Source organism: Pseudarcicella hirudinis, from assembly GCF_900115665.1.
Taxonomy (GTDB): Bacteria; Bacteroidota; Bacteroidia; order Cytophagales; family Spirosomataceae; genus Pseudarcicella; species Pseudarcicella hirudinis.
In genome coordinates this window covers 20,992-41,006 of record NZ_FOXH01000019.1, presented here as the reverse complement: position 1 = coordinate 41,006, position 20,015 = coordinate 20,992, and the positions used below count along the sequence as shown (strand labels likewise).

Genomic DNA, 20,015 nt, shown 5'->3' with positions numbered 1-20,015 from the left:
TTTATAGTTGAGGTTAATTTGATTCCGGTTAATTAGAAATTTTCTTAATCTCCTCTGTCAGTGCCTTAAAGCAGTTTGCCTGCGTATTTTCTCCAGCCTCCTTATTAACTTTTACGCCATAAAATTCATCTAAAAAAGACCCCGCTCCCGACCAGATAGTCTGCATCATTCCCAGATAATGTTGTTTCATTTCCGGTGTTGCCGATTGTCTGAATTTCAACATATCCTGCGTCTGAGTCACAGCAAATTTTGGTTTTCTCCATGGACAGGTAATAACATTCAATCCTTTCATGGCAAAATAAACAGCCGTCTGATCCGGTCTTTCATAATGCCAGTCGCAGATCGTTACATCTTTGGCAATCAGGTCTATAGCACGATAAGTATTATTGTAACTGCCTTCCCACATACCGATTCCGGTAGTTTTTCCATCAATCAGACGGTCTCCCCAAATCCATAATTTTCTGTTTTTCTGCGCCAGAAAATTGCGGATCTGGTTAACCTCTCCTGCGAACAATTCTGCTTTATCTCTGCCTCCGCATCTCGGACATTTATCATCACCGAGGTAAAAAACCTCATCCATGCCTGCATGAAAGGCTTCCGATTCAAAAACATTACAGATTTCATCTACTAAGGCAAAAACAATTTTGTGCAAATCCGGGTGTAACGGGCAATAACTTTTGCAATAAAGTCCGTCAGCATTTGGCCAGACATATTTTTCGGGCATTTTCACGGCCGGTGTTTCGTCAAATTCCGGATAAACTTTCAGTAAATTATAAGTGGTACTTGCCCAGGATTGATGTCCTAATAGGTTAATCTGAGGAATAATCTTAATTTTATTCTTTTGGCAGGCCTGCACCAGTCTTTTTACTTCTTTTTTTGAAAGAGCTATACTGTCACGCAGTTCAGGATGGCTTTCAAACTGATAATTAAAATCAACTCTTAAAATCAGCATATTAATCTGGCGAGTGGCCAGTTCCTCATTTATAAACCTGATAAATGTGTCAAGTTGTTTTGGCTGGGGAGCGGCGATACAAAACCCTCTGACGGGAAGTAATGTATCAATTTTGGACTGGGCCTGTATTTTAGTAGTAAAAATCAGGCAGACTAATCCCAGAATGTATAAAGGTAGCTTGGTCATGAAGAAAGATTGGTTACGTTTAAGGTAAATTCTTTCTCAAGTTGACCATTAATTTATAAGTTAGCAAGAAAATAATGGACAATAACAGGCAATACAGGTCAAGAAACAGGCATTTCTGATGATTTTTTCTCAAAACAGAAAATAAATCAGCATTAAAATACCGATTTATTTTTCGTTTTCGAGAACCCTTACAATTCAAAAATCAAAATCCACTGATTTTGAAGACAACAACCTGCGTAATCTGAGGTGCTTTCTTTTTCAGGTTGTCATCTGACACAATAACCAGCGCTTTACTGCCATCGGGGAAAGATGGGCCCCAGGTCATTGCTTCAAGGTTATCAGGAAATAAAACTGAATTGATATTCAAAACTTCTTTTTTGGTCATCAACTCATTCGGATTCATATTGGCTAATGCTTCTTTGTCTTTTACATCAACTGATTGCGAAGTAATTTCGGCCTGATAAAGCTTTGCAAATACTTTACAGCCATCATAACACCTGTCGAGTACTAAAAACCGCTTTTCATCAATCATTAGAATTTCTGAAACACCATTGTCTTTGCAAACAGAAGCATCATATTCAAAAGCATATTGCTCTATAATTCCGGAAGTATTTTTATCAATATGGGAAAACCGAATCATTTTTCCATCCGCTTCTCTTGCCTGCTCAGAAGCAATCCAGTAATTCCCGGATTTGTCCAGTACCAGCCCTTCAAAACCTTTATTATCTTTAAACGGATGAAGTTTCGAAGGAATCTGCATTTTCACTCTGGCCTCTTTTTCAGCAGGATTCCATGAAAAAATATCAGCCAGTTCGTTAATATCATCAGGTTCATTCACTAAGATAAACTTCTGCTGATTACCACTGGTATCCAAGCGAATCGCTTCTATATTTCTGATTGGTCCGAGATCAAATGAATCCAGCCGGACGGGTGGGTTTACACCGTTGTCGTCATAAGTGATTCTGAAAGTATAAAGGTCCCATATTCCCTTATCTGACCCAAGATACCATTTGTCGTCTTTAGGATTATATTCTATGCCGGAAATACCTCCTTGTTTATCTTTTTCAAAAGGTATAGTCTGGTATCCGATAAATTTTGCAGAAACAGGTTTGTTTTGTCCGGCACTCTCTAAAGCGATCAGACAAAGTAATGCTAACAGGTATTTCATGAGGAATTTTGGTTTTTGATAGAATGCGTTAAATAAGACAAACAGGTTAAACATCTATAAATATATTTGAAAATTCTAATTTCTCCACTATTCCGCAAACTCCAAATAAATACCGTTAAATCTATATAAATCCTTGACAGGCAATTCTTTGAAAAATTATTAAGGTACGCCTATCCTACAATCTAAAAAATGCTTAAATTGAAAAAAAATATCTTCAAAGTGCTATTTTAAACCGTTCTTTCTTCTTAAACAAATCAATATCATGAAAAAAGTTCTTTACATTCTCTTAGGGATTGTCGCTTTGCTCCTCATTATTGCTCTTGTCGCTCCCAAAGATTACACAGTTGAACGATCTGTTACCATTAACAAACCCAAAACAGAGGTATTCAATTATCTCAAATTGCTGAAGAATCAGGACAATTGGAGTGTCTGGGCAAAAATAGACCCTGCTATGAAAAAAACTTACAGCGGAACAGATGGCACTGTAGGGTTTATCTCAGCCTGGGAGGGAAATGATGATGTTGGGAAAGGAGAACAGGAAATCAAGAAAATTACTGAAGGGGAAAGAATAGACTTTGAGCTAAGGTTTATCAAACCTTTCGAAGCAACAAGTCCTGTTTTTATGACAACCCAAAGTATCAGTGACAACCAGACTAAAGTAACCTGGAGTATGAGCGGGAATATGCCTTATCCTATGAACCTGATGCTTTTGTTTATGAATATGGAAAAGCAAATCGGGGGAGACTTTGAAACCGGACTGAATAATCTGAAAGGGATTCTTGAAAAATAATACTTTTAACTTAACATACCAGGTAATTTATACGTTTCAGATAGTCGTCACTTGTTCAGACAGGTGGCGACTATTTATTTTTAAAAGCCGGGGCATATCTTTCCTGAAAACTTACCCCATTTTTTAATGCATCCGGCACATTTATAACAGGCGTCTACTTTCTCTTATTACTTTTGAACAAAGAAAGTCAAAACTATGGAAGAAATACATAAAATCAGGAAGTTCGAATTCTATTTCATTTTAATACTATTCGTCTATTATATTCAACGAACCATTTTTGCAGCAGAAAGTATTTTTCTGTCTGATGTAAAAAATGTTCAGGAAAATCAAATAAGTTTTGAGAAAGTACTATTTGATTTAAGGCATTATGATTTTTTTGTCAACACAACAATTCCCATTATTTTAGGCGGTCTTTTCTACTTTTGTGCCTGGTATGTCTCTCATTATATCTTTTATCCTTCCATCAGGGCTGGAAAATCCAAGGAAAAATTATGGTTCATTTCCGGCGGAACTTTACTGCTGCTCTGTTTTCTGAGCATCTTTCTGCATGATTATTTTCGCATGTATTACAGAATATCAACACATTATAACGGGTCAATAACAGGTTTTGTCGTCTTTTCAAATTACCGGAAGCTTTTTGTATTAACCGGAACCTTTGTTGTCCTGATATTTCTGGCCATATACGAATTTCTTAGTCAGTCATTCTACTTTCTGCATGAAAGGCTGTTACAGGAAAAAGAAAAAAACTATCGCTACATCAGTTATTTTATGCTGGGCACCGCCATGATATTCCTGATAATGTTTGCGCTCATCGGAAAGTTGCCATACACTTTCTGGAATATTACCCGGAATATGAGACATTCAGGAATGCAGAATCTGATTATATTTTCTCTTTTATCCGGCCTGGTTTATCTATTGCAATCCTATTTTCTGGATCAGGTTTTCCCGTATATTCAAACCCCGAAATCTCAGAAATTCTTAACAAATATATTCCTGTTTATTTGCTTCAGTTTTTTGGGAGCCATGTTTATCTGGGGCATTATCAATCAGTTTGATTATAGCAGACCACAAACTTCTGTTCTGCTTTTCACTATAGCACTGATTGCTTCGGTGGCAATAGCTTATATCAGACGGGTTAATATCCGGGAAAAAGGACAACTTGAAACAGAAGTTTCTCTTTCTTCTGCCAAATTGAGTTCATTACATTCACAGATTAATCCTCACTTTTTGTTCAATGCCCTGAATACACTTTATGCTGTTGCTTTGAAGGAAAATGCAGAAAAAACCTCCGAAGGCATTCAAAAACTGGGAGATATGATGCGGTTTATGTTACATGAAAACCATCAGAAAGGGATTCCCATTCGCAAAGAGATAGAATATTTATACAATTATATTGACATTCAGCGTATGAGACTGGATGAATCGCATTCTGTAGAAATCAAGATTAATATTCAGGAACCGGAACGGTCAATTTTTATCACTCCCATGCTTCTGAATCCCTTCGTGGAAAATGCATTCAAACATGGTATAAGTTTCAGAAAACCTTCCTGGATTTATATTACACTTACCTATGATCCGGACAAACTGTACTTTAAAGTACACAATAGCTTTTTTCAGAAAAACGAGCATGATCCGGAAAAAGAACACAGTGGTGTTGGCCTGGACAATGTAAAAAAGCGGCTCGACCTGATATACCCGGATCGTTATTCCCTTGATATTCAATCATCTGATCATGATTTCTTTATATCTCTTGTTCTGGCTATATAATTTTAATACCGGCATATGAAAATAACAGCTATCGCTATTGACGATGAACCCCTGGCATTGGAAGTGGTTCAGATATTCGCCTCAAAAGTACCTTTCGTGGAATTAGCGGCTTCATTTACAGATGCTTTTGAGGCCATTACTTTTCTGAAACAGCATAAGATCGACCTGATATTTCTGGATATTAAAATGCCGGATATTTCCGGTATTGAATTCATCAACTGTCTTCAGAAAGTACCTATGGTTATTTTTACCACAGCTTATTCGGAATATGCTGTGGAAGGATTTGAATTAGATGCCATAGATTTTCTGTTAAAACCTTTCTCACTGGCTCGTTTTACTAAATCCTGCAATAAAGCGCTTGATTTCAAAAGGGCTTACTCCGGAGAAGCCAAAGATTATATTTTTATCAAAACCGGATACGAAGAAGAAAAAGTGATGCTGGATGAGATTTCGTACATCGAAGCAGCAGGCAATTACATGACCTTTGTTCTGAAAACCAGAAAATTACTTTCACGGCAAACCATTACCGAAGTATTAAATCTCTTACCTCTAAACCAATTTATGCGTATTCACCGCTCTTATATTGTTCCCATCGGGAAAATCAACAAAATCAGTCGCCAAAGCATCTGGATCGGAACGACCGAAATTCCGATCGGAGTTTCTTTTGAGGAAAAAGTTCAGGAAATAAAAAATATTATCGCAGGCAGCTGAGTAATCAATCCGGAAAACAATAAAGCAGAAATCCCAGATACCATGAGGTTGTCTGGGATTCTTTGTGAAAATTAGTATTATTTTAGAATTTAAACCTTAATCTGGCAAAATAAAAACGTCCGGCTGAGCCCATTTGTACCGGATCCCACATGCCGCCTGTCTCAGTATTAAACGGATCCTGTTTGTCCGGATAAACATCAAAAATATTTGTACTGCCAATCGACAAAGTATAATTCTTACTCAGCTCATATCCAAAAGCAAGGTCTGTAGTCATTTTTGCGCTGTAATGATTGATTACATAATTGTAGTTTACCAGATCAACGGCAGCGAAATGAACTAATCTTAAATTTGTATTGAATCTGTGGATTTTGTAATCCAATGTTAAATTAAGTTTGCTCTTAGGAGCAGATGCCAGAATAAACGCTTTCTCGCGGGCATCCAGATAAGTATCTTCTTTTCCGGCCAGTTTCGCTGTCGTTTTTACTGTACCTAATTCCATAGAATTAAAATTCCCTGCAAAAGAGGTTGTTAGGCGTCCGCTTCCTACATAAGCCTGATGGGTTAAAATAACATCCAGACCATACGTTTTAGTGTCAAGAGCATTGGTAAAGAACTGAGCATTTCCGACATTCATTTTTTTCAGAATACTCCCGATTGCATCATCCTGATCACTAAATGTTCCGGTTAATACAATTCTGTCCTTGATATTAATCAGATACGCATCAACGGTTACGTTAAAGTTTGAAGCAGGTTTTGCAGTAAAACCGATACTGGCATTTTGAGAGGTTTCCTGCTTTAATTTAGGAATACCCACTGTCTGAGCGATAACACTTTCATTATTGGCGATAATCTGGTCAACGGCTACCCCACCTGCAAAATTTGTAAAGGTGGTATTGAAATAGCGCTGTGCCAGAGATGGCGCTCTGAAACCGGTACTATAAGAACCTCTGAAAGAAATAGCATCTGACAATTTAAGACGCGTTGCCAGTTTATAGTTAAACGTACTTCCAAAATCACTGTAGTTTTCAAAACGAACCGCACCTGATACAAGGAAATGCTTTGTCACATCAAGTTCTGTGTCCAGATACCCGGCGATATTTGTTCTGGAAACATCTAATACATTTGAAGGCTGAAAGCCCGGAAAACCCTGTGAACCACCCGGTCTGTTATCTGCCGTAGGATATTGTTTCCAGGATCCCTCCTCTCCCGCTACAATATCATAAGCATCTCTTCTGAATTCAGAACCGAATGCGAGGTTAAATCCGGAGGCTATATCTGCAAAATTTCTGGTAAAATTCGCTCCGATTGTATGCTGGCTAAACCCAAAGCCTCCTGCGTCAAAATGAGTGGGAGAACTTACTCCCAATGAAGCATTTAACGTTCCGTCTACCGTATAATGAAATCTGTTTGAACCGTAGGTTGTATTGAAATCAGCATCCCAGGCGCCAAATTTAGTTCTTAAACCTACTGAACCTGAAGCGTCATTAATCGTAGCCTGAATTCTTGGTGTAAATCCATTGGGATAGATTTCCTTAACGTTTCTGGGATTATCCATCGTACCTACATTCACATCTCCGGTATCAATTTTTGCAGTTCTTGTCCAGGCATAAGAATCTGAAAATCTGTAGCTATATCCTCCAAAGAAATAAAACTCTGATTTTTGTCCGACCGGAATTTTAGAATTGACAAAAACGGAAGTATTCTGTGCCGAGGCATCTCCGAAATAAGCGCGCGGACCATCCGGAACAGACGGGCGATTGGTTTTTCCCCTTCCTAAATAATCAACCGTAAAATTGATTACGCCCTTCTCTCCTACTTTTACGCCATAATTAGCATAAGCATTAATCATTTTTCCATCACCTTTGTCATAAATTCCGGTGTTCACTCCTCCTGTCAATTTTTCCACATCTGTTTTCAACACAATATTAATTACTCCGGCAATAGCATCGGAACCATATTGCGCAGCGGCCCCATCTCTCAGGATTTCGATCCTATCAATGGCGGAAGCCGGAATGGTATTTAAATCTGTTCCGGTATTTCCTCGTCCGCGGGTACCAAAAAGGTAAATCAAAGCTGATTGATGCCTTCTTTTTCCATTAATGAGCACAAGCGTCTGGTCCGGACCCAGACCTCTTAGTGTAGCAGGGTCAACGTGGTCAGCACCATCCGAACCAGTCTGGCGATTGGAGTTAAAAGATGGGGCAACGTATTGAAGTATCTGGTTCAGATCTACCTGACCAACTGAATTGGTAACCTGCTGAATCGGGATAATATCTACCGGTACAGGAGTTTCAGTGGCGGAACGGTTCAAACTTCTGGTACCAACTACCTGTACCGCATCCAGATTCACTGAGCTTTCTTCCAAAACCAGCGAAACCTCCGTCCCGGGTGAGGCATCAATCTCGATTGTCTGGAATCCGACTGAAGAAATCACAAGGCGGGTTTTTGATTTGTTAACTTTCAGTGAAAATGCACCATTTCCATTCGTAGAAGTTCCATTTGAACTTCCTTTTTCCAGAATTGTCGCACCGACGATGGGACTTCCGTTCTTTTCGGATATTTTACCGGTAATCAATTGCTGTGCTTTTCCCGAAGAAAAAGTAAGAATAATTAATCCGAAAATGAGTAATAATTTCTGTTTCATAATAATCTGCAAGGGGTTTAATAGTATCAGGAAGCTAAAGGATTATGTTTGCAATAAAGCTAAATCAGCAAGATATTACAATAAATACCGTGTTTTATTATATGAACATCACTAAAATCAGTGTTTTTAAGGAATATCTTTTGAAATAATAAGGTATAAAAAGGGCAGTGCATAAGTTTTATTTTCCTGAGTAAGGCTTCGAAAAAACTAAAATTCCTTCAAAATATAGCAGCCTACCTTATTGAAAGCAGGTTTCATCGATAATCAGATTCATTTCCGGGAACCAGAACCGGTTATTTCTCATTTTTCTAATCAGGCAGCAGAACACAGGTATTATCAGAATCCGTTAAAGACGGGCTGCTTTATCATCATTTAGAAAAAAAAACAATGATTCCATTTTCAATACTAGACCTTTCTCCCATTTTTGAAGGAAGTACTGCGGCACAGGCCTTTCAAAATACCCTGAATCTTGCTCAAAATGCTGAGAAGTGGGGATACAATCGCTACTGGATGGCCGAACATCATAATATGCCGGGTATCGCCAGTGCCGCAACTTCGGTAGTAATCGGCTACGTGGCGGCCGGAACTAACACTATCCGTGTAGGTTCTGGTGGGATTATGTTACCCAATCACTCTCCTTTGGTTATTGCAGAACAGTTTGGCACTTTAGAATCTCTTTATCCGGGGAGAATCGACCTTGGAGTAGGAAGAGCTCCGGGTGCTGATATGGATACAGCAAGGGCTTTAAGAAGAGATATGGAGACCAATAATACTTTTCCACATGATCTAATGACCTTACTGGAATATTTTCAGGAAGAAGAGGAACAACAAACGCTGCGTGCAGTACCGGGTGCAGGTCTTCATGTTCCCGTCTGGATACTTGGTTCCAGCCTTTTCGGAGCTAAACTGGCTGCAAAGCTAGGACTACCTTATTCTTTTGCTTCGCATTTTGCCCCGAAAGATCTTAAAATGGCCTTACAGATTTACAGAAATCAGTTCGAACCATCCGAATTTCTGTCGAAACCCTATTTCATGATGGGGCTCGGCGCTTCTGTGGCAGATACTAAAGAAGAGGCTGCTTTTCATTTTACTTCTGTACAAAGACAATTCACGTACATCAGAAGAGGAAGTGCCGGACAAATTCCTCCTCCGGTGAAAAGTATGGATTCGTATTGGACTCCCATGGAAAGATTTGGGGTAGATCAGGCACTTCAATATGCCATAGTCGGTGACAAAGAGTATGCAAAAATGCAGTTGCAGCAGATCATGGAAGATATTGAGCCTGACGAAATTATTATTACTTCCCAGATATTTGATCATCAGGCAAGATTACGTTCTTATGAGATTTTAGCCGATATCAGAAATGAATGGGCGAAACCTTAAGAAATCCACTGAAAACAAAAGAGGTCAGACTTAACGGCCTGACCTCTGTTACTACATGCTATTTTTAATTTTACATCTCCACTTTCCCTACATTCTCAAATCTTAAAGTGCCCCCCTCTGCCAATTCTATCATTATTACCGCATCTTTATTGATAGATCCTGATAAAATCGCTTTTGAAAGCTCATTGAGAATCTGTTTTTGAAGAACCCTCTTCAAAGGTCTTGCACCAAAGGCAGGATCAAATCCTTCCTCAGCAAATTTATCAAGTACTTCGTCTGAAGCTTCAAGCGTAATCCCTTGTTCCTCCAACCGTTTTTGAATCTGTCTGAACTGAATATTGACAATTTTGCGAATGTTTTTCTGTGTCAAAGGTTCAAACATTACAATTTCATCCACACGATTCAAAAACTCCGGTCTGACTACTTGTTTCAACAGTGTCATTACTTCTGTTTTTGCCTGTTCCATCACCAGATGATTATTCCAGCCCTCCATTTCAGTCATTTTTTCCTGAATAATATGGCTTCCTATATTTGAAGTCATGATGATAATCGTGTTCTTGAAATTGGCAATTCTTCCTTTATTATCAGTCAAACGGCCCTCGTCAAGCACCTGGAGCATAGTATTCCATACATCCGGATGTGCTTTTTCTATCTCGTCCAGCAAAATTACAGAATAAGGTTTACGTCTTACCGCTTCGGTCAATTGTCCGCCTTCATCGTATCCGACGTATCCCGGAGGCGCTCCGATCAGACGGCTTACCGCATGACGTTCCTGATATTCAGACATATCTATTCTGACCATCGCACTGTCATCATTGAAAAGATATTCGGCCAGGGCTTTTGCCAGTTCGGTTTTACCGACACCGGTCGTTCCAAGAAAAATAAACGAACCGATCGGGCGTTTCGGATCCTGCATTCCCGCTCTTGAGCGGCGAACAGCATCCGATACAGCTTCTATTGCTTCTTCCTGGCCCGCTACTCTTTTTCCTAATTCTCTTTCCAGGTGAAGCAGTTTTTCTCTTTCACTTTGCAGCATTTTACTTACCGGAATTCCTGTCCATTTTGCCACTACTTCTGCTATATTTTCAGCCGTTACTTCTTCCTGTAACATACTTCCTTCTCCGGCAGATTGCTTTTGAAGTTCTGCAAATTTATTCTGACTTTCAATCAACCTTCCGTAACGGATTTCTGCAACTTTTCCATAATCTCCTGCTCTTTCTGCCTGTTCTGCTTCCAGTTTTAAACGTTCGATATTCTCCTTTTCCGCACGAATGGCATCCAGTACGCTTTTCTCACTTTGCCATTTCGCTCTCAAAGCATCTCTGTTTTCCTGCAAATCAGCCAGTTCTTTGTTCAAAACAGCAAGTCTTTCCGTATTATTCTCTCTTCTGATCGCCTCTCTTTCAATTTCCAGCTGCATGATTTTTCGTTGAATATCATCAATTGCCTCAGGAACGGAATCAATTTCCAATCGCATTTTGGCAGAAGCCTCATCCATTAAATCAATGGCCTTATCCGGAAGAAAACGGTCTGAAATATAACGGTTTGACAATTCCACTGCTGCGATTACCGCATCATCCTGAATCCTGACGCCATGGTGCAATTCATATTTTTCCTTAATACCTCTTAAGATTGAAATCGCATCCTGAACATCAGGTTCTTCTACGTTCACAGATTGGAAACGACGCTCCAGCGCTTTATCTTTCTCAATGTATTTCTGATATTCTTTCAACGTTGTGGCACCGATTGCATGCAATTCTCCACGAGCCAGCGCAGGTTTCAGCAAGTTGGCCGCATCCATCGCACCTTCACCCGCTCCCGCACCAACCAGGGTATGAATCTCATCAATAAACAAGATAATTTCACCTTCAGCATCGATTACTTCTTTGATAACGGCTTTCAAACGTTCTTCAAATTCACCTTTGTATTTCGCTCCGGCGATCAATAAACCCATGTCAAGCGACATAATGGTCTTTGATTTCAAATTTTCAGGAACATCTCCGGCTACAATTCTTTGAGCCAGGCCTTCGACAATGGCGGTTTTACCGACACCTGGCTCACCCAAAAGGATCGGGTTGTTTTTTGTACGACGAGATAAAATCTGCAACACACGCCTGATTTCCTCATCACGTCCGATTACCGGATCAATCTTTCCGGAACGGGCTAATTCATTTAAATTTTTTGAGTACCTTTCTAAAGAACGATAGGTAGCTTCTGCGTTTTGGTCTTTCACGTTATTATTTCCTCTCAATTCCTTTATAGCGGATTTTAGTTCTTTTTCCTTGAAACCATTCTCTTTCAGCAAAGTTGAAACGGCATCTTTTCCTGCCAGAATTCCCAAAAGAACAAGTTCTACGCTTACAAATTCATCATTAAATTCCTTCATAAAGCCTTCTGCTTTCTGCAGGGCAGCGGCTAGTTCATTGGATAAATAGGGTTGCCCGCCCGAAACTTTGGGATAAGCATTAATCAGGCTTTCTAATCTTGTGTTCAGCAGATTAGCATTTACACCGAGCTTCTTCAGTAAAAAAGAAGAAGTGTTCATATCTTCTGATAAAATGGCTTTCAGCAAATGCCCCGTTTCAATGGCTTGCTGGCCGCCTGCTGAAGCAATCGAAGCTGCTTGCTGGATTACTTCCTGGGTTTTGGTGGTGTACTTATCGAAATTCATTTTTATCAATGTCTTGTTATTACTCAGATGTTTACTTTTCCACAAACCAAAAGCCAAAGTGCTTTTTCGGAAAATTTGACCGTTTTTAAAAGATTTATTGCAGAAAAACAGGACGAAATGACTGGATTTTATTCAAAACAATGACGCAATGGCTTTTTTAAATCATATCATCCTTTTACCTGGTGCTGATTGAAACGACCTTTCTATTAAGAAATATTTGCAGGGGTTTATAGGTATTTTCACCTTATTTAAAACACCGTTTATCCCAAAAGAAGTTGCAAAATCAGGTTTATAAACTATCTTTATCTCATAACACAACATCAGACTTCTTAATCTACGGATATCGGGATAACTAATTGTCAGTCAGGGCAATTTAGTTTTAAAAATTATTTGCCTCTCATAGATTACCAATGGCTGATTTTATTGACTCAATGGAACCGCCAATCCTAAAAGTCAAAAGGCACAGCATCCGGATGCTGTGCCTTATTTATGTCAACTCCTGAATTTTATCTTACAAAATCTCTATTACTTTTCCGATACTTTTTGGGCCAATTCTCTGTAAACCTCCTGAAACGCCTCAAATTCAGATTCCAGAATCCTGATTTCTTCTTCAAAATCCCTGAAATCACAAACTTTGGCTTTTACTTCAATATGTCTCGTAATTTCATGCAGACGCATTACACCCAATGTGCCTGAATTTCCTTTCAGGGTATGGAGCTCGCTTTGAACAGCTCTGCAATCATTTTCCAGGAAACCTGTTTTCGCGTTCCGGATCTGTTCAAGTGCTTCTTCTTCAAATCCTTCAAGGATTGAAACAACAAAATCCATTTCACCACCTACGCTATCGGCAAGCTGCTTCAGAATTTCGTTGTCAAGTACCGGAAGTTTTTTCAAAATTTCTTCAAAAAGTTCCGGGCTCCCGGCTTCAGCAACCAGGTTTTCCTCACTTTTGGGTTTTTCCTGATCCGAAACCGAAGTTACTGTCTTCACTGAAAGCTTTTTATCAACCCATTCTTTTACTTTTCTCACCAGATTCTCCGCACGGATCGGCTTGGAAATATAATCGTTCATTCCGTTCGATAAGAATCTGTCTCTGTCCTCTTTCATCGCATAAGCCGTCATTGCAACTACAGGAGGCAGTCCTGCACCTTCCATCTCTCTGAGTCTCTTTGTCGTCTCAATCCCATCCATTTCAGGCATTTGAATATCCATCAGAATCAAATCAAAACGTTCATTTACAGAACTTTTTACCAATTCAATGGCTTTCATACCGCTATCAGCTGTGATTACTTTACAGCCTGCTTTGATTAAAATCTGACTGGCGACTTTACGGTTAGTAGCATTATCATCCACCAAAAGTAAATGCGGCTGATAATTTTTGAAATGATCTACGATATGGAATTCATCATTATTTCTGATCATCATCGAAGGACTGATATCTGTCTGCTTCAACTCTACCGTAAACCAGAAATTACTTCCTTCTCCCAATTCCGACTCCACGCCTATTTCTCCCTTCATCAGACGGCAAAGTTCTTTTGAAATAGCCAGACCAAGACCAGTTCCGCCAAAAGTTTTTGTTGTAGAATTATCAACCTGCTGAAAAGCATTAAACAGAATCGCCAGATTTTCTCTGGTAATTCCGATGCCGGAATCTAATACCTCTACTTTCAAACGGTTGAATTTCCCTCTTTTTTCTAACAGATTGATCTTTATCCTCACAACCCCGTTCTCCGTGAATTTCAGGGCATTCGATGTCAGGTTAGATAAAATCTGAAGCAGGCGGGTTTCATCTGCAATGACAAATTCAGGTAAATTCTCCCCAAATTCGCAGACGATTTTATTCCTTTTATTGGCAGCAATCTGAGAGAACAGTGCCAGTAAACGGTCAAAAAGATCTCTGAAAACCAAAGGGGCTTCATGTAAAACCATTTTCCCGGCCTCAATTTTAGCCAGGTCAAGGATATCATTCAAAATATGAAGCAACGTTTCAGAAGATTTCTTGATCGTTTGAACATAATCTTTCTGCTCAATATCCAATGGTGTATCATTGAGCAAATCAATCATTCCTATTACCCCATTCATCGGTGTCCGGATTTCATGGCTCATATTGGCCAGAAAACGTTCTTTCACTTTCAACGAGCGTTCGGCTTCATCTTTGGCTTTTACAATATCCTGCTGATATTTCTTCAGGTCTGTAATATCCCTGCCTATCCCTGAAACTTCTTCAATTACATCATTATTCAGCAAAATCGGGTTCAGGTAAATTTCTACCCATTTCTCATCTCCTAGTGCTGTTTCAAGCTGAAGTTCAAAATGTTGCTGGAAACCCTTGAAAGCCTGTTTATATTTCTCCTCCAAAATCCTTCTGTCCGGTGCCGAAAGCATTCTGAAACCCATACTTTCTGTACTTAGTGTCAGCTGTGGCCTCACATTTATCTGACTAGCCAGCAGGTTACTGTATTCCTGATTGAAGGAAGTAAGCAGCATTTTACGGTTGACAGACCACATCAGGTGCGAGCTTCCCTCAAAAATAGCATTCAAACGAGCCGTTTCACGTGCCAGAGCTTCTTCTGCCTGCTTACGTTCAATTGCCAGCGCAACCTGTCTGGAAATAAAGTCGAGCAGTTCCAAATCTTTTCGCTCGTATTTATTTGTCCTTTCATATGATTTCACCCCGATAATTCCGGTAACCCTGTCGCCAATCCTCAACGGAACACAGAGCATCACTTTAGGAACCACACCGTACAAATAAATCTTCTTTTCCTCAGCAAGTCTTTGTATATCAACATCCTGCAAAATCAAAGGCTGATTAGCCATAATCGCATATTCTGTCAGACCATTCCCCAGTTTACGTTTTGTAAAATGCACCCTGCTGTCAAAATATTCATCTATGTAATATGGGAAATACAGGAAGCTTTTGGCAGGGTCGTATTGCGCAATAAAGAAGTTTTTCACATCAATTACTTCTCCCAGTTCCTTATGAATATTCTCATAAAGATTATCGAGGTTAGTAGAATTAATAGTTGTTTGTGCAATACTTGAATAGAGTTTCGTCGCTCTTTCCGCTCTCACTTTTGCAGTAGAGTTGTGGAAAATACAACGAAAAGCAGTCGGAACATCTTTTTCAAAACGGCAGTTTACCGAACCGGAAAGATAGAGCCGTCTTCCGTCTTTTCTTCTGAAAACGGTTTCAAAATCCGGTATTTTTTCTCCGTTTTTAACTCTTTCCAGTTTATGAAGTGTATCCTCCGCAAAATCCGGGTGAAGTACATCTTTCAGTTTTAAAGAGGTCAGTTCATCCGACTGATACCCCATACTTTCCTGCCATGATTTGTTTACATACAGGAAACGACCGGAAATGCTGATGATCTGCACTAAATCGGAGGTATTATTTACTAAATCCTGTAGCTGAGAATTGGAGCGTGTCAGTGCTTCTGAAACTTTTCTTCTTTCTGTTACATCTTCACCGATAATGGTAAGATACTGATCTTCTCCGGCACTGTTAAAAATGGTTGAATTCAGTTCAATATAACGTGTCTGTCCATTTTTAGCCAGTAATGTGCGCTCTTTGGTTCCGAAAATACCTCCGTTTTCCATAGCAGTTTTAAAGGCATCAAGCCTTTGCTCCCGCTGAGAAGGCGGAACAAGTACATCGAAGAAATTCTGTCCCACCAATTCTTCTGCCGTCCAACCCAGTGCTTTTTCGGTAAATGTATTACAAAATACGATATTCCCGTCAGCTTCCAGAATAAGCCCTACCAGATTCAGGCTTTCGACAGTTTTAGCAATATCGAAACCAGCCTTCGGCGTAAAAAAATTCGCTTTATCATTGTTTTCAAGCACCGCAAGCTCTTTCTTCAAATGGCGAATCTCTGTGATTAATTGTTCTTTGGATTTATGTGACCAGCGCATATTTTTAACATAAATTTTCTCAAAATGAAAAATCAAATTTCTCCCTCCGCCTCCCTGATTTCCTGATAGTAAAATTTCTGACTGATAATTTTTCCCTCAGACCATTGCTGAACAAATGCTTCTTCCAGTAATTTCAAACCTTTTTGCTTATTTTCAAATACAATCTTTATTTCTCCCGTCACAAGCCCGCTGCTTTCATCTATACATACCGACTTTATCTGTGTTTTGACCCGGTTTACTTTCCGTAGGTTATCACATTCGAGGTCAAAACAATGCTTTTTACCTGTAATCGGCTCTTCATAATTCTCGTACTGAATAATCTCATCAGCATAAAACTGCTCTATTACCAACAGGTTTTCTCTGCTTTCAAGCAATGTTAGGTATCTGCCAACTACTTCTGAAAGTCTCTCATTCATTAAATTTACCTTTCTAATGAGCATTTATGCCTTAAAAGTACAAAATTTGAGGTAATTTTAAGGTATCAAAAATAAGTACTCATTATGGTTACTTCAGCTGAAGTAACTTTAACCGGATAAACTGTTTGAAAGTAAGAGCAAAGAAAAGTCTGGGTCAGCATTTTTTGCGGGATCTTGATGCAGCCCATAGGATTGTGGAGTTGATGTCCCGTCATGGCGGCTATGATGATGTTCTGGAAATTGGCCCTGGAATGGGTGTTTTAACCCAATTTTTACTGGAACATAAAGAATATACCACTTCTGTAGTTGAACTGGATCGTGAATCAGTTGAATATCTTAATAAATTCTATCCGCAATTAAGAGAAAGGATTTTTTCAGCGGATTTTTTAAAATTGGACCTGACTACACTTTTCGGAGGGAAAACTTTCGGAATTGTCGGGAATTTCCCTTACAATATTTCCTCACAGATTTTCTTTAAAGTACTTGAGAATAAAGATCTCGTTCCGGAGGTTGTCTGTATGCTTCAGAAAGAAGTAGCGGTAAGAATTGCCTCAAAGCCAGGTAACAAAGATTATGGCATTCTGAGCGTTTTATTACAGGCATTTTATGACATAGAATATTCTTTTTCTTTAGGCCCTCATGTTTTCGATCCTCCTCCGAAAGTCAACTCCGGTGTAATCCGCCTGAAGAGAAATAATATCTCTGATTTGGGCTGCGATGAAAAGAAATTTATTCAGGTCGTAAAAATGGGCTTTAATCAAAGAAGAAAAACTTTGAGAAATGCACTTCGTGCTTTAGGATTACCGGATAATCCACTGATGGACAAAAGAGCTGAACAGCTTGGTGTACAGGACTTTATCATCCTGACAAATATGGCTGCCAATGTTCCGGATCAGGCCATTTCGGAGATAGAAGAGCCTGAAGAAGAGTAGGACAAACCACTTGATTTCTTGATTGACTGGCTGTTATTGCCGGCAAATTAACCCTTGAGTTACAAAGTATTATCTCAAAACTTATTTTTGTAAATTAAAAGAAATCGGTCGATGGAAGTATCAAATCAACACTTACCGTTTGAATTAACCAAAGAGTATATAGAAAAAATTCAGTCAGCAATTCTTGAGGAAAATCATGATTTGATTAAGGCTGAGATGGAAGAATTATATTCGGCTGATATTACTTCCATTCTTTATGAATTATCAGGAGAAGAAGCGCACTATGTAGTCAGTTTGCTTGATACCAAAGTAACTGCCGAAATTTTATCTGATCTTGATTCTGATGAGCGGAAAAAGCTTCTTAAAAACTTCTCTTCTGCGGAAATTGCTGAGTACATCAATATTCTGGACTCTGATGATGCGGTTGATATTATTAACGAACAGCCTGTTAAAATCAGAGAGGAAGTCATTGCACTGCTGAAGGATCGTGAACAAGCCCGGTTTATTATCGATCTTATGCATTATGACGAGGATTGTGCGGGTGGTCTGATGCAAAAGGAGCTTGTCAAAATTAATGTAAAACAGACTGTAACAGAATGTGTGGAAGAAATCAGGAGGCAGGCTGAGGATGTGGAAAAAGTGTATTCCGTATATGTAGTTGATGATGACGGCATTTTGCTGGGAACAGTTTCCCTGAAAAAAATCATTCTTGCCAAACGTGGCTCTAAGATTTCAGATGTTTACGAACCTGATATTGTCTCCGTTCAAACTTACATGAAAGGTGAGGAAGTAGCCGATATTATGCAGAAATATGACCTGGAAGCCATTCCGGTTGTGAATATTCAGGGACGATTACTGGGAAGAATTACCATTGATGACGTGGTAGATTTTATTAAAGAGCAGGCCATTGTAGATGTGCAGGCCATGACGGGTATTTCAGAAGATGTTGAGGAAGATGACTCTGTCTGGAAGTTAGTACGTTCCCGTCTTCCCTGGTTATTGATTGGAATGGGCGGCAGTTTACTTGGCGCAGAATTTATTCAGTTTTTCGACAAAGATATTGCACTCTACCCGATTCTGGCAGCTTTTATTCCGATTGTCGGTTCTACAGGAGGAAATGCCGGAATCCAGTCTTCCTCACTGATGGTTCAAAGTCTTGCCGATAAATCAGGTTTAAGTATCAGCTTTTCTGAAAGATTAGTCAAAACATTCAAAGTAGCTTTGATGAATGGTATATTGAGTTCGGGTCTGGTTTTTCTGATTAATTTATTGGTAGGGAATGAATTGAAAATATGTACAATCGTCTCATTATCACTGGTTTCAGTAATCCTCCTGGCCTCTTTCATGGGAACCGTTACACCGATATTTCTTTCAAAAACTAAAATAAATCCGGCCGTAGCCTCCGGTCCGTTTATTACCACCGCAAACGACCTGGTTGGTTATGGAGTATATTTTTACATTGCCCATATTCTGAAAAATATGTTCTAGAAATGAAACACAAGAGTTTATTTCTATGAGTCTATATGGTTACATTCTATATCTATATGCCCTATATGTCTATGTGGTTATATTCTACGTAATCTGTAATCAATATTCCTATGAGGTTGCAATTCGGTACACTAATTTTATCTCTATGTGATCTATGTTCCTATGTGGTTACAATGGAGTTACAATAAAACAAATATGATAGCAGTCATTCAAAGAGTAACGGAAGCATCTGTGAGGATTGATGGAGAAATAAAAGGAGCCATTTCGCAGGGTTTTCTCATCCTTTTAGGCATCACACACCTTGACACGCAGGAAGATACCGAATGGCTTTCCAGGAAAATCATCGGACTCAGGGTATTTTCAGATTCAGAAGGAAAAATGAATCTGGATTTGTTGGCAACTGAAGGAAGCATCCTGCTGATTAGCCAGTTTACCCTTCATGCCAGTACGAAAAAAGGCAACAGACCTAGTTTTCTGGAAGCAGCAAAGCCAGAAGTTGCTATTCCTTTATATCAATCTATGATAACTCAATTGGAAAGTGATCTGGGAAAAACCATACAAACCGGAGAATTCGGGGCAGATATGAAAGTCTCCCTTCTCAATGATGGCCCGGTTACGATTATTATCGACTCTAAGAATAGAATTTAGGCATGATACGAAATACCCTTTTAACCCTTCTCGCTACGATAATCGTTGTTTATACCAATCTTAACAGCGATGTTGTTCATATTCCGCTTTTAGTTGTTTTATTACTCTCATTAGGTCTTGGTTATTTACAACCTCAAAAAGGCTGGATTTCTGCGCTTCAATTTGTAATCGGGATATTTGCGGGATATTTTATTGGTCAGATAGCCGGTTTTGAACCCAAAGCAGCAGGCATCAACCAGTTTTCAACCTATATTTCTCCGCTGCCTGTACTTTTTGGTGGTTTTATGGGATCATTTTTCAGAAAAGCGCTTGAAGGGAAATAAGCGGGTTTTCTCAGCAAATAATTA

The 20,015-nt window shown here is 39.2% G+C and carries 14 protein-coding genes; 8 read left to right on the top strand and 6 right to left on the bottom strand.

The annotated features are described in order from the left end of the window. Nucleotides 1–28: 28 nt before the first annotated feature. On the bottom strand, nt 29–1,138 hold the full coding sequence (locus BM179_RS22925; protein ID WP_092019511.1) for a family 20 glycosylhydrolase: 1,110 nt from the start codon (nt 1,136–1,138) through the stop codon (nt 29–31). A 202-nt stretch (nt 1,139–1,340) separates the two neighbouring features. Then, complete coding sequence (locus tag BM179_RS22920; protein WP_177219491.1) at nt 1,341–2,306, bottom strand: esterase-like activity of phytase family protein; 966 nt, start codon at nt 2,304–2,306, stop codon at nt 1,341–1,343. Nucleotides 2,307–2,568: 262 nt separating this feature from the next. Here BM179_RS22920 and BM179_RS22915 point away from each other — a divergent pair, with 262 nt between their 5' ends. From BM179_RS22915 to BM179_RS22905, 3 genes are all read left to right on the top strand, one after another. Continuing rightward, entirely contained in the window at nt 2,569–3,096 is a 528-nt protein-coding gene (locus BM179_RS22915; protein WP_229633019.1) for an SRPBCC family protein, read from the top strand. A gap of 195 nt (nt 3,097–3,291) precedes the next feature. After that, nucleotides 3,292–4,863 (top strand): sensor histidine kinase, encoded by a 1,572-nt coding sequence (locus BM179_RS22910; RefSeq protein WP_092019508.1) that lies wholly within the window; start codon nt 3,292–3,294, stop codon nt 4,861–4,863. A 15-nt stretch (nt 4,864–4,878) separates the two neighbouring features. Beyond that, on the top strand, nt 4,879–5,574 hold the full coding sequence (locus BM179_RS22905) for a LytR/AlgR family response regulator transcription factor (RefSeq protein WP_092019507.1): 696 nt from the start codon (nt 4,879–4,881) through the stop codon (nt 5,572–5,574). Nucleotides 5,575–5,656: 82 nt separating this feature from the next. Here the strand turns inward: BM179_RS22905 and BM179_RS22900 are convergent, their stop codons facing one another. Beyond that, the gene (locus tag BM179_RS22900; RefSeq protein ID WP_092019506.1) at nt 5,657–8,218 is read right to left on the bottom strand and encodes a TonB-dependent receptor; all 2,562 of its coding nucleotides are present in this window, start codon (nt 8,216–8,218) and stop codon (nt 5,657–5,659) included. 387 nt (nt 8,219–8,605) lie between these two features. On the opposite strand from BM179_RS22900, the gene BM179_RS22895 reads away from it, so the two are divergent. Next, nucleotides 8,606–9,601, top strand: coding sequence for an LLM class flavin-dependent oxidoreductase (locus BM179_RS22895; RefSeq protein ID WP_092019505.1), 996 nt, complete (start codon nt 8,606–8,608; stop codon nt 9,599–9,601). 70 nt (nt 9,602–9,671) lie between these two features. Here BM179_RS22895 and clpB read toward each other — a convergent pair whose 3' ends face one another. The 3 genes from clpB to BM179_RS22880 all read right to left on the bottom strand — a co-directional run bounded on the left by clpB (nt 9,672) and on the right by BM179_RS22880 (nt 16,600). Then, nucleotides 9,672–12,272 (bottom strand): ATP-dependent chaperone ClpB, encoded by a 2,601-nt coding sequence (gene clpB / locus BM179_RS22890; protein ID WP_092019504.1) that lies wholly within the window; start codon nt 12,270–12,272, stop codon nt 9,672–9,674. Between the two features lie 525 nt (nt 12,273–12,797). Continuing rightward, a complete protein-coding gene (locus BM179_RS22885) occupies nt 12,798–16,184 on the bottom strand; it encodes a PAS domain S-box protein (RefSeq protein ID WP_092019573.1) in 3,387 nt (1,128 codons plus the stop codon). Nucleotides 16,185–16,216: 32 nt separating this feature from the next. Continuing rightward, nucleotides 16,217–16,600 carry a hypothetical protein gene (locus BM179_RS22880; RefSeq protein ID WP_092019503.1) on the bottom strand — a complete coding sequence of 128 codons (384 nt, stop codon included), beginning with the start codon at nt 16,598–16,600 and terminating at the stop codon, nt 16,217–16,219. A 125-nt stretch (nt 16,601–16,725) separates the two neighbouring features. On the opposite strand from BM179_RS22880, the gene rsmA reads away from it, so the two are divergent. The 4 genes from rsmA (at nt 16,726) to BM179_RS22860 (ending at nt 19,991) form a co-directional block, all read left to right on the top strand. After that, entirely contained in the window at nt 16,726–17,532 is an 807-nt protein-coding gene (rsmA, locus tag BM179_RS22875; protein ID WP_092019502.1) for a 16S rRNA (adenine(1518)-N(6)/adenine(1519)-N(6))-dimethyltransferase RsmA, read from the top strand. A 111-nt stretch (nt 17,533–17,643) separates the two neighbouring features. Then, entirely contained in the window at nt 17,644–19,020 is a 1,377-nt protein-coding gene (gene mgtE, locus BM179_RS22870; RefSeq protein ID WP_092019501.1) for a magnesium transporter, read from the top strand. Between the two features lie 195 nt (nt 19,021–19,215). Beyond that, nucleotides 19,216–19,668 (top strand): D-aminoacyl-tRNA deacylase, encoded by a 453-nt coding sequence (dtd, locus tag BM179_RS22865; RefSeq protein WP_092019572.1) that lies wholly within the window; start codon nt 19,216–19,218, stop codon nt 19,666–19,668. 2 nt (nt 19,669–19,670) lie between these two features. Further along, a complete protein-coding gene (locus tag BM179_RS22860) occupies nt 19,671–19,991 on the top strand; it encodes a hypothetical protein (RefSeq protein WP_092019500.1) in 321 nt (106 codons plus the stop codon). Nucleotides 19,992–20,015 lie beyond the last annotated feature (24 nt).

What these genes read in the sequence shown, in the direction of transcription:
- BM179_RS22925 (WP_092019511.1), bottom strand. Translation starts at nt 1,138, where the DNA reads ATGACCAAGCTACCTTTATACATTCTGGGATTAGTCTGCCTGATTTTT.
- BM179_RS22920 (WP_177219491.1), bottom strand. Translation starts at nt 2,306, where the DNA reads ATGAAATACCTGTTAGCATTACTTTGTCTGATCGCTTTAGAGAGTGCC.
- BM179_RS22915 (WP_229633019.1), top strand. Translation starts at nt 2,569, where the DNA reads ATGAAAAAAGTTCTTTACATTCTCTTAGGGATTGTCGCTTTGCTCCTC.
- BM179_RS22910 (WP_092019508.1), top strand. Translation starts at nt 3,292, where the DNA reads ATGGAAGAAATACATAAAATCAGGAAGTTCGAATTCTATTTCATTTTA.
- BM179_RS22905 (WP_092019507.1), top strand. Translation starts at nt 4,879, where the DNA reads ATGAAAATAACAGCTATCGCTATTGACGATGAACCCCTGGCATTGGAA.
- BM179_RS22900 (WP_092019506.1), bottom strand. Translation starts at nt 8,218, where the DNA reads ATGAAACAGAAATTATTACTCATTTTCGGATTAATTATTCTTACTTTT.
- BM179_RS22895 (WP_092019505.1), top strand. Translation starts at nt 8,606, where the DNA reads ATGATTCCATTTTCAATACTAGACCTTTCTCCCATTTTTGAAGGAAGT.
- clpB (WP_092019504.1), bottom strand. Translation starts at nt 12,272, where the DNA reads ATGAATTTCGATAAGTACACCACCAAAACCCAGGAAGTAATCCAGCAA.
- BM179_RS22885 (WP_092019573.1), bottom strand. Translation starts at nt 16,184, where the DNA reads ATGCGCTGGTCACATAAATCCAAAGAACAATTAATCACAGAGATTCGC.
- BM179_RS22880 (WP_092019503.1), bottom strand. Translation starts at nt 16,600, where the DNA reads ATGAATGAGAGACTTTCAGAAGTAGTTGGCAGATACCTAACATTGCTT.
- mgtE (WP_092019501.1), top strand. Translation starts at nt 17,644, where the DNA reads ATGGAAGTATCAAATCAACACTTACCGTTTGAATTAACCAAAGAGTAT.
- dtd (WP_092019572.1), top strand. Translation starts at nt 19,216, where the DNA reads ATGATAGCAGTCATTCAAAGAGTAACGGAAGCATCTGTGAGGATTGAT.
- BM179_RS22860 (WP_092019500.1), top strand. Translation starts at nt 19,671, where the DNA reads ATGATACGAAATACCCTTTTAACCCTTCTCGCTACGATAATCGTTGTT.